Consider the following 14955-nt stretch of genomic DNA (forward strand, 5'->3'; position numbering starts at 1 on the left):
GGGGGAATACTGATGAAATCAATGTTGAAATGGGGCCTGGCCGCAGTCATCGCTGCAGGTACGCTCCTTCCATCCGCGGCATTCGCGGAAGGCTACACAGATGTGAAAGAGACCAACACACACTATGACAACATCCTGATCGCGCAGGAGCTTGGCATCCTGAGCGGCTATCCGGACGGCACATTCCGCCCGAACCAGAAGCTGACACGCGCGCACGTCATCAAGGCACTCGGCAAGTTTGAGTTGGAGATGGCGGAAAAGACGATGGACACGTATCCCGTTGCTGGCGTGAAGCCGTTCAGGGATATTCCTCCGACCTCCCGGGACCAGGAACTGTACAAGCTGTCCCTCGTCGTGAAGGCGGCGGGTATCTTTGACGGCGACCCGAACAATGATGCCAAACCTGCAAACCTCATGTCCCGCCAGCAGATGGCGAAAGTGCTTGTGAACGCATTCTGGCTCGAGGACCTGGAAGATGTCGATGCGGACGTGCGTGACCTGGACAAGGCGGCGCCCTACTTCCGTGATCAGATCAAGATCCTCTCCGAGAACGGCGTGACAAACGTGACAGAATTCCGTCCGACAGAAACCACTTCGCGCGCACAGTTCGCCTCGTTCCTCGTGCGTTCGTTTGACGCCATGCTCGCCGCTCCGATTGAATCCGTGATCGATCCGGAGCCGGTTACGACGACTGTTGGCGTTGAACCGGAACTTCCGGAATCTGTGGAAGTCGTGCTGACAAACGGCATCATCGCCGAGACGTATGTCGACTGGGATACGAGCGGATTGAACTTGAAGGAAGTCGGCCGCTATACGATCACCGGCGAAATCTGGGATGCAGACTGGGTCATTGAGCTTGAAGTCATCGTGGATGACGTGCGGCATACGGATCCGGTTGAGGAAAAATAATATATTGTGAAAGGAGGAGCGCCTGCGGGCACTCCTCCTTTTTGTAGTGATCAGTTGAATGGTTACCCCGAAGGGGTGAGTGATTACCTCTATCTTTATCCAAGGGTAAACAACCAGCCCGGACAATGTCGGATACCGGTTTTATTCCTCTAAAACTATATATTTCTTCCGACATCAACCGCTATGGACTCGCCCCCGCCCGCCGACTATACTCATCTCAACACACAGAGAATTGGGGGAATCACATGAAATCATTGATCAAATGGGGGCTGGCGGCATTGATTGCAGTCGGGACGCTCCTGCCGTCCGCGGCCTATGCGCAGGGGTATTCCGACGTCACAGAGAATGACACGCACTACGAGAATATTCTGGCCGCTCAGGAGCTCGGACTCATGACCGGCTATGCGGACGGGACGTTCCAGTCGTCGAAGCCGCTCCAGCGGGCGAATGTCATCAAGGCGCTCGGCAAGCTGCAGCTGCGCCTGATCGGCGAGACGCTGGAGACCTATCCGTACTACGCGCCGCGGCCGTTCCGCGACATCCCGCGGACGCATCCGGACAAGGAGCTGTTCAAGTACTCGATCATCGTCCGCGACGCCGGCATTTTCGAAGGGGATTCAAACGGAAATGTGAATCCGGATAAACTCATGACCCGCCAGCAGATGGCGAAGGTGCTCGTGAACGCATTCGGGCTGTGGCAAGTCGGGGACCTTGACGACACTGCGATTACCGACCTTGATCAGGCGGCGTGGTATTTCCAGGACTATATCCTGCTGCTGTCCCATTATGGCGTGACGACCGTGTCGGAGTACCGGCCGCTCGCGACGACGACCCGCGGACAGTTCGCTTCGTTCCTGGTGCGGGCATATGACGTCATGACCGACTCCCCGGTGGAGTATATCGAGGAGTATTATGCGGACCTGTTGCCTGGCGAACAGCCGGAGTTGCCGGATTCCCTGTATGTTTTCCTCCAGAACGGGGCCATGTTCAATACACCTGTCGAATGGGATTTGGATGAGCTGGATACGACTACGCCGGGTGAATATGTGATTACCGGGACACTGAAAGAATTCCCTGGTGAGACAGCTGTGGCGACGATCTATGTTTATTCTGAGGATCAGTGGCTGGAAGACGAACCGGTTGAGTAATGTCGAAGGAGGAGCGCCTGCGGGCACTCCTCCTTTTTGCGTGAATTCCCACCTATGGGGGTGCGAATCCCTACCAAGGGGGGTGCCAGTTCCCACCTCCCCCCTGCTGAGCTCCTACCAATCGGTTGCGAGTTCCTACGTCCATCCCAGTCATAACCGAAAAAATCCTCAGATACTTTTTCAAGTACTGAGGACTTTTTTATTTGCAAGCGGGTATGCCATTTCGCCGACCCGTTCAAATGTTTCGATGAACTTTTCGAGTGTGGACGTTAAATAGGCATCCTTCCGTCTGATAAATATTGTGTTGACTTTACTGTATTTTTCGGGCAAGTAATGGCAGTGAATGATTCCTCTTTCTTCGAGATGGGCAACAGCTGATTTGGGAACGAACGTAATGCCCAGCCCCATCGTGACGCTCCCCAAAATCGTTTCCAGCGTCCCGAACTCCATTAATTTTTGCGGTGTGATGTTTTGATCGTTATACCACTTTGCCAGCCGTGCCCGGTAGCCGCATCCTTCGCTAAAGCAAAGAATCGGTTCTTCTTTTAATTGATCCAAAGAAGTCTTCGTACTGTCCGAGATCAGGACAAGCTCTTCTTGAAAAACATCATGGGAAACCAGTTCAGGATGGGGCTCGATTTCTGTCACGAACGCACCGTCCAAACGGTGATGCAGCACATCATTTTGTAGTTGATGAGTCACACCCGTGTAGAGTGATAGGTCTACGTTTTGATACTTTTTGTTATAAGAAGCCAGGATCACCGGCAGTTTCATAACGGTTTCAACAGTCCCGATTTCAAGTTTGCCTGCCGGTTCAGTTTTGCTTTGAACGACTTTCTTCATTTCATTTGTCAGCGCAAGAATCTTTTCACAGTAAACAAGAAGTTTTTTTCCTTCCGGCGTTAATGTCATTCCACGGCTATGACGGTTAAAAAGAGCGGTATTCATTTCAGTCTCAAGTTTTTTAATCCTTGAGGTGATATTGGATTGGACATAACTTAATTCTTTTGCAGCATCGGTCACTGTCCCTTTTTGTGCAACCATTTGAAAAATCTCTAGATCTTTAAATTCCATATGATCACCCCTCCTTCTTATGATATCACCAATCGAGATGGCAAGCATCAATATCGTTCATTTTTAAAGATATCGCGCATGTGATTTAATTAGAGGTAATAGAGTTGAAGGAGATCGAACATCATGAAGAACACCGTCGTATGGGCCGCTATGTTATGCCTGATTTCCGCAGTTTCCTGGGGAGCCATGTTTCCGGTTGCGAATCATGCATTTCAACATATCGACCCCTTTTACTTCACACTTTTCCGGTATGGTTTTGTAACGATTATTTTGGTTGTCTGGCTGTTTTGGAAGGAAGGGAAAGAATCTTTCCGTTTTGAAGGGAAGGGCCGGCTCCTCTGGTTTTTTGGAACCATGGCCTTTGCGGTTTATAATTTGCTGATTTTCTGGGGACAGGATTTATTGGGTGATCCGGGTACGATGGTTGCTTCGATTATGGAATCGTTAATGCCTATGATTTCTATTGTTATTGCCTGGGTGTTCATCAGGCAACGACCTCACGCATTTACGATGTTTTGTGTCGTTCTTGGGTTTGTCGGCGCATCGTTAGTCGTCACAAAAGGAGATTTCGGTGCCTTTTTCTCAGCTTCAAATGCGATCATTCCATCTTTATTGATCTTTATCGCAGTCGTTGGGTGGGTTGTGTACACGATGGGTGGAACCCGATTCAGTAACGATGGCTGGTCCGCATTGCGTTATTCAACTTTGAGCTGTTTGCTCGGAACGGCTACTGCGGCTGTTGTTGTGCTTGGTGTCACGCTTACAGGATATGTCTCGTTTCCAACCGTTGAAACATTGACCATGACAAGCCCGCATATTGCATTTATGGTCATCTTCCCGGGAGTCATCGCACTGGTGGGGTGGAACTATGGCGTAAGTGTCATCACCCCGTTGAATGGGTTGTTATTTCTTAACTTTGTGCCCGTCACAACGCTAGTCATTCAAATTTCCCAAGGTGTAAGCGTCACAGCTTATGATTATATCGGCACAGTTTTCATTATCATGTCCTTACTTTTAAACAATCTATTTCTTCGGTTACAGCAGAAGAAAAGGGAAACAAAAGAGGATTTCAGAGGAAGATTGCAGGAAACGGAAGCATAAGAGAGGGGGGTGTGAATCCCTACGAAGAGGGGTGCGAGTTCCCACCTCCCCTCTACTGAATTCCTACCAATCTTGCCTGAATCACCACCAATCCAAATCAAGCCCGGACGGGAATCCGTCCGGGCTTTCCTTTGTGCTTTTATCCGAGAAATGCACCGATCGCATCGACCAGGCTGTAAATCCCAAGTCCCGCACAGATGATCACGACAACCGCGCCGATGATATTCTGCGTGAGGGTGTTGGCGTAGCCGCCGAGGCGCTTTTTGTTGTTGACGATGACGAGCAGGAGGAACGCGATGAATGGCAGCAGGATCCCGTTGATCGCCTGGGCGAAGATGATGACCGAGACGACTTCGAAGCCGGTGAGTGTCGAGAAGATGCCGAAGACCGTGATGCCGGCGAAGACGGCTTTGAATCTTTTGTCTTTCATGCCGTTTTTCCAGCCAAGAAGGCCGGAGATGGTGTAGGCGGCGCCGAGCGGTCCGGCGAGTGCGGAGGACAGGCCCGCCGCAAAGAAGCCGATGCCGATAAAGGCAGACGACCAGCTGCCGAGAACGGGCTCAAGCTGGATCGACAGGTCGCCGACACTTTCGACGGTCATGCCTTTCATTACCGTAGCGGAGGTGATGAGGATGGCCGCGGTGATCAGTCCTCCGATCAGGATCGAAATCATGCTGTCGCGGCGCGACTCTTTCAGGTCATCCGGGCTTTTCCACCGCTCGTTGACCGTCGCCGCATGAAGGAACAGGTTATACGGCACGACCGTCGTCCCGATCAGCGCGATGACGGTGATGATCGAGCCCACCGGAATCGACGGCAGGAAGGCCCCCTGGAATACCTCGCCGATGTTGGGCCTGACGACGATCATCGTCGTGAAGAACGTGACGCCCATGATGAGCACGAGCCCGATCATGAATTTCTCTACGATCTTGTAGGACCCTTTCAGTGCCAGGAACAGGATGATGATCCCGAGAATCGGGCCAATCACTTTCTGCGGCAACCCGGTGATGATTGACAAGCCGGTAGAGCCTCCTAATAAGTCACCCGTAATATATGCCGTACTCCCGACGGTGATGGCGACAATGACCAGTGTCATCGTCGCGTATTTGATGATCGGATTGGAAAACTGCTCGGCGATGGCTTCCCCCAGGCCCTTTTGCGTGATGATGCCGAGCCGTGCGCTCATTTCCTGCAGGATGATCGTTGCGAGAATCGAGAAGATGACCGCCCAGAGAAGGGCGTATCCGAACGATGCCCCTGCCCGGGTCGCCGTCGTGACGGTACCCGGTCCGATAAAGCTTGCCACAATGACCATTCCCGGACCGATGGATTTGAGCCGCTCCATCAGTCCCCTTCTGGGCGCTTCCGATTTGCTTACCGTTGTTTCCATCCTTTCCACCCCTTTTGATGATTTCCCCCTAAAACGCTTTCAGGTTTGCCGATGACGGTGCGGCCTGAAGGGCCGTCACCGTGCTTTATCCAGATAGTTGTAGACCGACTGTTTTGTGACGCCGAGGACTGCGCTGATGCGCTCGGCAGCCCCCTGGATCAGGAAGACGCCGTTTTCCTCGAGTTTTTTCACGAACCGTACCTTATCGCTTTTCTTCATCTTTTCGATCGGGACGCCCACTTCTTGCAGGGCGTCATCGATCAGCTTCTCGAACACCTCTCCGACCGTCTGGGCGTAGGATTCCTTTGGAGGGACGAAAGCATCGCTCATCCCGGCGGTGAACTCGCTGATGACGGACTCCATCTCCGCGAATGCCGAAATGTTGAAGTTGATGCCCATAAATCCGATGACCTTGCCCCGGCTGTCGCGGATAAACGACGTGGACGTCCGGATGAACTTGCCGTCCTCCGTTCGGGAGACCTGCCCGAGCATGTCTCCGATGCCGTCCTCTTGATTCCTGAGTTCCTTCAGGATCACCTCGGTCGTCGGCGCACCGATCTTCCGGCCCGTGACGTTCCCGGTGATGTAGATGAGGGATGACTCGAGGTCGCGCAGGTTATGGATCACCACTTCGCAGCGGCTTCCGAACGTCGCCGCGATCATGTCCGCGATCGGGATGTAGCGGTTGAATATGTCCTGATGTTCATTGGCTGTCATGATTTCACCTGTTCTGTTGTTAATGGTGTACCTGATTTCCGCTCCAGGCACTCGCTTACCGCGGGCGTTGCCGACGCCAATGCGAAGTTTGGCGTCTGCGCTCAAAAGCGAAAGCGTTGAGCGGCATTAGCTGCACTCCTCGAGCTTCGCTCTGTGGGGTCCTCGGCTAACGCTATTCCCGCAGGTGTCTCGTGCCTTCCGCTTCAATCAGCTCATTTAGTGCTCGGAGCGCATCAGCTTACGACCTAGTGCTGACGGTCTCCTGGCTGCTGCTTTCCTGTTTGGTTTGCTGGTGCAGTGCATGGCCCGCGAGTGCGTATAGCACGACTGTCGATACGAAATGCGCGGAGTTCTGGTTGGCGTCCTGCTGCGGGTACACTTCGACGAAGTCCATGCCGATGATGCCTTTTTTCGTGAACTCGTGGACGAGCGTGACTAATTCATAGGAAGTGATTCCGTTGCCGTCGACCGGTCCGCCCGGGTTGAAGGCGAAGTCGAGCACGTCGCTGCAGATGCTCAGGTAGACGCAGTCGACGTCCTTGCTCGCCATTTCATAAATCTCATCTGCGAGTTCCTTCAGGTCGCGGTTGCGGATATCGTTAACCGTCAGTGTGACCGCCCCCGCATCACGCGCGAGCTTTCCGCTGTCCGGTTTGTTCCTTGGCCCGTGGATGCCGGTGTGGATCAGGCTTTCATTGCGCACGCCGTCCAGTTCATACAGCCGCGCGAATGGCGTGGAGCGGGCGTATTTGTCCCCCTGGTAATGAGGCATGTTGTCATAATGTGCATCCAGGTGGATGATGCCGACCTTCTTGCCCGTCGTCTCAGTGAGCGACTTGATGATCGGGTACGTGATTCCGTGGTCGCCGCCGAGCCCGATCAGGAACTTGCCGCTTTTCCAGAGATCCGCGGTGAATCCGGAAATCCGGTCCATCGTCTCCTCCACATCCGCCGGGACGACATCGATATCCCCGGCGTCCCCCAGCCGGATATGCTCGAACACATCGATATGGTCCAGCTCAGGAAGATAGCCGCTGTAGCGCCCCGACGCCAGACGGATCACCTTCGGCCCCAGCTCGCAGCCCGTGTAATCCCCCCACGTCACTGCACCTTCCCAAGGCACCCCATAGACCACCGCGTCGATATCCGTTGTGTCCTTGGACTTGGAAATGTTCTTCGCATCGAGAAAACATGGTGTATTGCCGTATAGCATGAAATCATCCCTTTCCTGAGAATTGGAAGTTAGTGCAATGGTACGTAGGTTTTTATTGATAGTCAAATATTCTTTTACTTTTTGTAAAAGTTATGTGTCTTAGACTTTTATCATGTATTTGCTTGAATTCGTGATTACCCCGCCCCTCCCGACGGGTATGTAAAAAGTACCAACATAAAGAAGGGGTCGATTGACATGAAAGGATTCGCAAAGTGGTGTGCAGCTGCGGTACTTGCGGCTGGCGCACTCGTGCCGGGCGTTGCGGCAGCCAAGGGCTACTCGGACGTATCACCTGAAGCGGAACACAGCACGAACATCTTCATCGCCCAGGAAGCGGGCGTCATGACCGGCTACCCGGACGGAACGTTCAAGCCGAACATGAAGCTCACCCGAGGCCAGACGATCAAGGCACTCGGCAAGCTCGAGCTGAACCGCTCCGGCGAGACTTTGGAAACCTATGACTACAGCGGCATCCAACCATTTGATGACGTACCGGCGGACCACCCGGACAACGAGCTGTACAAGTACTCATTGATTGTGAGAAATGCAGGCATCTTCGACGGGGACCCGAACAATCATATCAACCCCGCTCCGCACATCTCCCGTGAACAGATGGCGAAAGTGCTCGTCGGCGCGTTTGGGCTGAAAGACATCCCAAACCGCATCGCATCGATCCGCGACATCGGCCAGGCGGCCGCCTACTTCCAGGATCACATCCTGATCCTCTCTGAAAACCAAGTCACGAAGGTCGACACCTACCGGCCGAAAGAACACGTCTCCAGGGCACAATTCGCCAGCTTCCTCGTAAGGGCGCATGACGAGCGCGTCGTGAACTACGCGATTGAAAGCGTCGACTTCCCAGATACCATCACCCTCGCCGTCGGTGAGCACCCCGAGCCACCAACACATCTGAACGTCACACTGGTGAACGGCGTCGTGACGGAAACCCCTGTCTTCTGGGATTTGAGAGACCTGGATACAATGACTGTGGGTGAATATAACGTGACCGGCACGGTTGGCGACACCGGTCACACCCTTGAAGTGAACGTGATCGTCGAAGACCCGATGGGTGTGAGTGAGTGAATGGAGTGTTAAGGCATTCTTTCGGGAGTATGGACGAGTGTTTACCCCGGAGGTGCGAGTGATTACCTGAGCAGAGGAAGGCCGCGGCCTTCCTTTTGCTTTTGGGTGAATTCCCACCTCACCCCCTCTGAATTACCACCTATAGGGGTGCGAGTTACTACCTCCACCCCTTCGAATCACAACCAGTTGGGCATGAATTCCTACCAATCAAAAGCAACGGGTCCGGAGCATCGACTCCAGACCCGCTGTCTTTACTGACCATACTTTTCCAAAAATCGCTCCAAGTCATTCAGTTCCTCAAAGCGCTCCTCAATCAGCTTCCTCGGCCAGTCCCACCAGGCGATCTGCTGGAGCTTGTCGGCAATCTCCTTCGGAAAACGGTCCTTGATCTTCTTGGCCGGAACCCCGCCGACAATCGTATACGGTTCCACATCCTTCGTCACCACCGCGCCCGATGCGATCACCGCTCCGTCCCCGATCGTGACGTCCTTCATGATGATCGCCCCGTGGCCGATCCACACATCATGACCGATCTTCACCCGGTGCGAACGCCGCCAGTCGAAAATCTCCTCATCATCCGTATCGGCAAAACCGTACGAGCGGCGCCGGTACGTCATATGATGCTGGGTGACCCGCTCCATCGGATGATTCACCGGATTGATGCAGACCTGTGCCGCCACTGAGCAGAACTTCCCGATCTCCGTGTAATTCATCGTGACGTTTTCCATCGTATAGGTGTAGTCGCCAATCTCGGACTCCACGATTTTATTGAACGCCCCGATCGACGTATACACGCCTGCCCGACTGTTCGCCACCTGAGCCGTCTCGTGGACGGTAGGCTCTTCAGAAAGGATGGCCCCGCTTTTTACCTGATGGATTTCCCTCACTTCTCCCCGCCTCTTTCTATCCTGGATAGTTCCAGTGTAGCTTGGCAGGATTGAACCCGTATCAACACACTATTAAATGTTTGTAAAATGCGAATCCCCGCCTCACCCCTGCCGAGTTACTACCTACTAGGGGGGCGAGTTCCTACCTCGACCCCTTTGAGTTACGACGAATCAGAGGTGAATCCCCACCAATCAAAAGCAGCGGGTCCGGAGAATCGCCTCCGGACCCGCTGCTTTCACTAATCGCTCCAAGTCATCCATTTACTCTACGCGATCGCTTTTTTCATCCTCCCTGTTCTTACCTCTTTTTCTTATTACTACAATTGCATAAGCAATGAACGCTGTGATTGCCAGCACTTTAATGACATTTGCAATAAATGAGCTGCTGATAATTTTATCGATATTTAAGATGATGACAATACAAAAGGCAGCACCCACACTAAGATTGCTTTTCACTTGTAGCTCAATCCCTTCAGCCAAAGATTGTATAGAGCTCCAAAGTCTAATACTGCTAATCGAAAGTCTCATTTTCTTTAGTAAAACATAAATATCCAACCTAATTAACCCTCGTTAGCCATTTCCCAGACTTGGCCCCTAACCACCCACTGATTAATTCTTATAAAACAGAGGTGGGAAAGAATGGTATAATTGGATCAACGTTAACGATCTGGGGGGATGATTATGGAAAAGAAATCGTTTAAAGTGCGACTCGGGAAAGTCATGAAAATCATCGGATTTTTCTTAGCCGTCGTCCTCCCGGCCTTTGCGATCTACGAAGATTATTACGAATCCGCCCTTCCCTATTTTCTGATTGGCGGTGGCACCATCTTAATGCTCGGCGAATGGCTGGCCGGAGAAAAAGCCCGCTGGATGCTTCCTACATCCCTGATGATATTGGGCGTACTCTCTCATGTTGTTTACAAACAAATCTCTCTCTTGTTTCTCTTCCTGACCCTATCCCTGATCACCACGATTGTCCTTTCTCTGATCGACCGGAAAGAAAGGCGTGAGTCGCCCGTTCAAATTACGGATGAAAAGGGGGCTGAAAAATGGTGGTGAGGGATTCATTGCGCAGTGAATACTCCCCAATTCAACCCGCTTCATTAATGAAGTTAAAGGACTAATTGGGCGAAGGAACCGTCACTTCCTTACTTCCAGTGGAAACGAATAAAAGTAGAAAGCGTCCGCAATGGGCGCTTTCCTTTTCATTCTAGATGTGATTCGTTTGAAAGAAGCATAACAGCGTGTTACGCTATTTTTAATCCCGATTAAATAAATCTGTTTTAAAGGAGCTGTCCAAATGGTTAACGTACCAAAGTTCGTAACGACTGAATGGCTTGCGGAACGGTTGGATGATCCTAACGTGAGATTGCTGGATGCCACGACCTTCCTGAAACACCCTGAAGAGGGCGGTTATTATGATGTCTGGTCGGGTAAGGAAGCATACGAAAAGGGACATATCCCTGGAGCCGTGTTCGCTGATCTGCACAAGGAGCTTTCGGACCCGGATGCAGAACATTCCTTTACCCATCCTTCCCGTGAGAGATTTGTAGAGAAAATCAGTGAGCTGGGTGTTGGCGAGGGCACTTATGTCGTCGTCTATGACCAGGGGGCGATCATCAATATCCCTGAAGTCATCGCATCGGATTGGGCATCGCGCCTGGCTTGGCAATTGCAATATGAAGGTTTCGATAACGTCGCTATTCTCGACGGAGGGTTTCCGAAGTGGAAGGAAGAAGGCCGTCCGGTTACGACCGAGCCCGGTTCCTATCCAAAAAGGAACTTTACAGGCGAAAGAAGGCCTGAACTGTTTGTCACGAAAGAGGATGTCCTCAAAGCCATTGACGATGAAGACGTTGTCATCTTGGATAGTTTATCACCGGAAAGCTATAGCGGAGAAGAGAACACTTACGACAGACCCGGTCATATTCCCGGAAGTGTCAACGTATTCTTTGGCGCGCTTTCCGACCCGGATACAAAAGAACTTTATGACGATGAAAAGCTGCGTGAGATTTTCGGTAGTGTTGGCGCGCTTGACCCGGACAAGAAAGTCATCACGTATTGCGGCAGCGCCATTGCCGCGACTTGGACCGGCATGATTCTGAACAAACTCGGACAGAAGAATGTATCGGTTTATGATGGTTCACTGACTGAATGGGCAAAAGATCCTTCACTGCCAATGGAAACGGAATAAAAGTAAGAAGGCGTCCGCAATGGGCGCCTTCTTTTTATGTTCCAAGTATGTCTGCCGCCAGCTCCGGGTGATCAATAAACGGGTTGCGGTTTCCCTGCAGCTCCTGGATGGCGGCGTTTCTGTGCTTTTCGTAGACATCTACGGGATGTTCCTGATGCCACCTCATCAACAGGTCCAGGTCCATTTTGTCTTCCATCCTGATCACATCTTTGTATCTGACCGCGAAATAGAACACGGCCCGCGCGGCGATCCCCTTGCCGTATTCCGGCTCGAACTTCCCTTCTTCCGCCATGCCGCAGCCGCTCCGGATCTTGTCCGCCCGGAATTCAGGGACATACGACTCGAAATCATGGTACGGATAGTTGCTTCTCATGCTGTTGCAGGCGGGTTCGCAGGCAAACAGATGATGAAGGTCCCCTCTCATCGGTTCTTTCTCATCAAACCACGATTGGGGCACGACATGCTCGGTATTGAACATCAGTTTTTCGCTTGTCGATTCAACTTCTTGCCGGCTCATCTGCAAAAGTTTCAGATCATGATTGATGGCTTCGATCGGGTCCAGACTGGCTCCCGAGTACAGGCTCTTCAGCCGGCCGTTTTCCTGCAGGTCCACCCACGGATAGACGTATTGGTGCGGTGAGTAATTCAGTGGGCGGGTGTGCGTGCTGACAAGCAGCGAGCGAATCTGTTCCGGGAGGTTTCCTCCCCCGAAATCCACCTCGCTGTAATAGTCTTCCTGCGCTTTTAAATCCTTCTCTGGATCATAATAGGTTTCAACCTGAACCGATGCGTTGATCATATGGCAACCACGTTTTTGACGCTTTGTTCAAAGATGCCGGCCAGATGGTCAGTTACGGTCAGATAGACGAGTCCGTTTCCTTCAAGTTTCGGCGAGTTGCCGAGCGGGACGGTCCGCCTGATCAGTTGTGCATACAGCTCGGGTTCCGTAAGTTCTCTTCCGAAATGCTCGTTGGCATAGATCTTGATCAGTGCCAGCGCACCGGAGACATGAGGGGCGGCCATCGAGGTTCCGCTGAGTGTGGCGTATTTGCCGTTCAGATAAGTGGAGAGGATTTCTTCACCGGGTGCCACGCAGTCCACTTCGTTGTGGGAATTCGTGAATTCGGACGGATCCAGTTCAAGGTTGACCGCCCCGACACTGATCACCTCGTTGTAGCAGCCAGGATAGGCGAATTCGTCGGTCGAATGGTCGCCGTCACCTTCATTGCCCGCTGCGCAAACGACGAGGATCCCCTTTTCGACCGCCTCTCTGACTGCATCATGGAGCTCCGGAACATCCACCGGTCCGCCGAGGGACATCGAGATGATATCCGCTTTTTCCTCGATCGCATACTGGATGCCGTTGATGATCCACTTGTATTGTCCGGATCCGTTTTTGTTCAGCACCTTCACAATGAGGAGGTCCGCTTCCGGGGCGACCCCGATGACCCCCGCATCGTTTTCCTGAGCCGCAATCGTTCCGGCCACATGCGTACCGTGTCCGTTGTAATCTGTATAAATGTCGGGGTTGCTTTGATCATCTTCCGTGAAATTGCGTCCGCCAATCACCCGTTCCTTCAGATCCGGATGATTGGTGTCACAGCCCGTGTCCAGAACAGCGACTTTCATGCCTTTTCCTTTGGTTTCCTTCCAAATCTCTGGCGCCTGAATCAATTCAACACCCTTTGGCACTTCCTTGACTGACTCTTCCTGCTGAATCACCGTGTGAGGAATGACGCGAACATGATGCTTCATTGCTTTCCCTCCCCTTATGAGATTCAAAAGAAGCCGGTTCTTGATGTGATTAAATTTTAACAATTAAAAATACTTCCAGATAGAGTCGTTCGCCCTAAAAATACTATCTCAATAATAGAGTTCATTGTGAAACGAAAGAAGAAGGCATCCAATACAGATGCCTTCCTTTTGGGTTCCATATTTCGACACCAATCGAGCGATGACTTGATTTCGCTTACTCTCCCATAGGGAAATCAGCATCTTGATCTTCGAAACAAGAAACAATCCATATACAAAAATGCTACTTTATTCCTTTGTTTAAAATAATAATCCCTACTCTTAGCCTAGTAAGTTTTTTATCATTAAATGGTATAATTATGGGACAGCGGTACGGCTTGCGAAGGGTGGTCTGCCCACTCCCCGCCGAGAGGGGGTGAGGCTAGATGTCCATTTATGAGGGACTGATGTTTGCAGTTGCATTCGCAGCACTGATCGCAACCGTTATGGAAGCGAAACACAAAAAATGACCCCCATCTGAGATAGCCGCTCGATAGTGAGGTCATTTTTTGATCGATCGTAGCGTCGGGCAGGTCTCAACCGCACCGTATCCGCTGGGCCATCCGGTTGCCGCCGGATGGCTTTTATCGTTTGTTCTTGTTGCCTTTAGTATACCACCGATGACGGTGTGATGAAACGGTTGTGTCAGTGCCCAGTTTCTATTTTGGAGGTCTGGGTCTTTACCTTCGGCCCGCGAGTCCTTACATGACGGGCTTGAGTGATTACCTTCTGTCGCTGAAATTTTCCCAATCTATCATGATAGAATTTGATGGGGGAGAAACCTCCAACGAGCCCCCTTTTAACATACGCCAAGTTGGATGATGTTATTCAGGGGAAAGATGATCTTAGGGACAGTACCGTCTAAGGAGACTTAATGATGGAACAGCTGATAAAAAGGTATAGAACGCTTTACCCTCTTAAGGGAACAAGTGGAATTAAACTGATGAATATTGAGAACAAACCCGATATGAAGCTGCCCGATGACTTCAAGGAAATCGCTCAATTTTACAGCGGCGGCTTGCTTGGCGGAATCAGTCATTTTTCGATTTCAGATAAAGCTGAGCCAAATATCACCAGAGAGACGCTCCGGCTCAGGCAGCAGAGCGACCTGCCGCACGAGTATGTCGTGCTGGCCGAACCGCCCTCCAGCCTGATTGTCATGAATACAGCCGGGACCCCGGCCGTTCTGTGGGTCGATGCGACGGATGCAGAACATCTGGGCAAGCGAGCGCTCGTTACCCCACCTGACGAATGGGCCACTTATAGGGATTTCTTTGAATCACTTCTGGATGAAGAGGAAGAAGAACGCGATGTCGGACCTTTCGACAGATAGAACATACCGGCTACAGTCATTTCACTCCCCGGTTGACAAAAGGATGGTTCAGCCGTAAATTAAGCCATATACTTTTCACGATAAATTATGATCATCTGCCAGCAGACACAGTAGC

General features: G+C 51.7%; 15 protein-coding genes. 7 read left to right on the forward strand and 8 right to left on the reverse strand.

The genetic code is table 11. From position 1 onward, the window contains the following. Positions 1 to 12 precede the first annotated feature (12 nt). Together BMX91_RS04095 and BMX91_RS04100 are read left to right on the forward strand one after the other, a co-directional pair. A complete protein-coding gene (locus BMX91_RS04095; RefSeq protein ID WP_177168261.1) occupies positions 13 to 909 on the forward strand; it encodes an S-layer homology domain-containing protein in 897 nt (298 codons plus the stop codon). 245 nt (positions 910 to 1154) lie between these two features. After that, complete coding sequence (locus BMX91_RS04100) at positions 1155 to 2057, forward strand: S-layer homology domain-containing protein (RefSeq protein WP_177168262.1); 903 nt, start codon at positions 1155 to 1157, stop codon at positions 2055 to 2057. A gap of 180 nt (positions 2058 to 2237) precedes the next feature. Here BMX91_RS04100 and BMX91_RS04105 read toward each other — a convergent pair whose 3' ends face one another. Then, a complete protein-coding gene (locus tag BMX91_RS04105) occupies positions 2238 to 3131 on the reverse strand; it encodes a LysR family transcriptional regulator (protein ID WP_092050204.1) in 894 nt (297 codons plus the stop codon). Positions 3132 to 3254: 123 nt separating this feature from the next. On the opposite strand from BMX91_RS04105, the gene BMX91_RS04110 reads away from it, so the two are divergent. Continuing rightward, entirely contained in the window at positions 3255 to 4232 is a 978-nt protein-coding gene (locus tag BMX91_RS04110) for a DMT family transporter (protein WP_092050206.1), read from the forward strand. A 139-nt stretch (positions 4233 to 4371) separates the two neighbouring features. On the opposite strand, the gene BMX91_RS04115 is transcribed toward BMX91_RS04110, so the two are convergent. The 3 genes from BMX91_RS04115 to BMX91_RS04125 form a co-directional block, all read right to left on the reverse strand. Beyond that, the gene (locus tag BMX91_RS04115; protein WP_092050208.1) at positions 4372 to 5622 is read right to left on the reverse strand and encodes an Nramp family divalent metal transporter; all 1251 of its coding nucleotides are present in this window, start codon (positions 5620 to 5622) and stop codon (positions 4372 to 4374) included. Positions 5623 to 5697: 75 nt separating this feature from the next. After that, positions 5698 to 6339, reverse strand: a complete 642-nt coding sequence (locus tag BMX91_RS04120) for a helix-turn-helix transcriptional regulator (RefSeq protein WP_092050787.1) — start codon at positions 6337 to 6339, stop codon at positions 5698 to 5700. Between the two features lie 238 nt (positions 6340 to 6577). Next, positions 6578 to 7552, reverse strand: coding sequence for an agmatinase family protein (locus BMX91_RS04125; protein ID WP_092050210.1), 975 nt, complete (start codon positions 7550 to 7552; stop codon positions 6578 to 6580). 195 nt (positions 7553 to 7747) lie between these two features. On the opposite strand from BMX91_RS04125, the gene BMX91_RS04130 reads away from it, so the two are divergent. Then, positions 7748 to 8635 carry an S-layer homology domain-containing protein gene (locus BMX91_RS04130; RefSeq protein WP_092050213.1) on the forward strand — a complete coding sequence of 296 codons (888 nt, stop codon included), beginning with the start codon at positions 7748 to 7750 and terminating at the stop codon, positions 8633 to 8635. Positions 8636 to 8886: 251 nt separating this feature from the next. Here BMX91_RS04130 and BMX91_RS04135 read toward each other — a convergent pair whose 3' ends face one another. Both BMX91_RS04135 and BMX91_RS04140 read right to left on the reverse strand, forming a co-directional pair. Then, positions 8887 to 9522: a DapH/DapD/GlmU-related protein gene (locus BMX91_RS04135; protein WP_092050216.1), complete on the reverse strand. Its 636-nt coding sequence runs from the start codon at positions 9520 to 9522 to the stop codon at positions 8887 to 8889. 261 nt (positions 9523 to 9783) lie between these two features. Continuing rightward, positions 9784 to 10077: a hypothetical protein gene (locus BMX91_RS04140; protein WP_092050218.1), complete on the reverse strand. Its 294-nt coding sequence runs from the start codon at positions 10075 to 10077 to the stop codon at positions 9784 to 9786. 126 nt (positions 10078 to 10203) lie between these two features. Between BMX91_RS04140 and BMX91_RS04145 the strand changes: the two genes are divergently transcribed. Then, on the forward strand, positions 10204 to 10581 hold the full coding sequence (locus BMX91_RS04145) for a hypothetical protein (RefSeq protein ID WP_092050220.1): 378 nt from the start codon (positions 10204 to 10206) through the stop codon (positions 10579 to 10581). A gap of 241 nt (positions 10582 to 10822) precedes the next feature. After that, a complete protein-coding gene (locus BMX91_RS04150) occupies positions 10823 to 11716 on the forward strand; it encodes a sulfurtransferase (protein ID WP_092050223.1) in 894 nt (297 codons plus the stop codon). A 34-nt stretch (positions 11717 to 11750) separates the two neighbouring features. On the opposite strand, the gene BMX91_RS04155 is transcribed toward BMX91_RS04150, so the two are convergent. Further along, positions 11751 to 12515, reverse strand: coding sequence for an endonuclease I family protein (locus BMX91_RS04155; RefSeq protein ID WP_092050225.1), 765 nt, complete (start codon positions 12513 to 12515; stop codon positions 11751 to 11753). Continuing rightward, positions 12512 to 13471 (reverse strand): S8 family peptidase, encoded by a 960-nt coding sequence (locus BMX91_RS04160; protein ID WP_092050228.1) that lies wholly within the window; start codon positions 13469 to 13471, stop codon positions 12512 to 12514. Before BMX91_RS04160 ends, BMX91_RS04155 begins: the two co-directional genes overlap by 4 nt. Before the next feature lie 913 nt (positions 13472 to 14384). On the opposite strand from BMX91_RS04160, the gene BMX91_RS04165 reads away from it, so the two are divergent. Next, positions 14385 to 14840: an SMI1/KNR4 family protein gene (locus BMX91_RS04165; RefSeq protein WP_245744240.1), complete on the forward strand. Its 456-nt coding sequence runs from the start codon at positions 14385 to 14387 to the stop codon at positions 14838 to 14840. The last annotated feature ends 115 nt before the right edge of the window (positions 14841 to 14955 follow it).

The organism is Bhargavaea ginsengi (genome assembly GCF_900109165.1).
Classification (GTDB): domain Bacteria; phylum Bacillota; class Bacilli; order Bacillales_A; family Planococcaceae; genus Bhargavaea; species Bhargavaea ginsengi.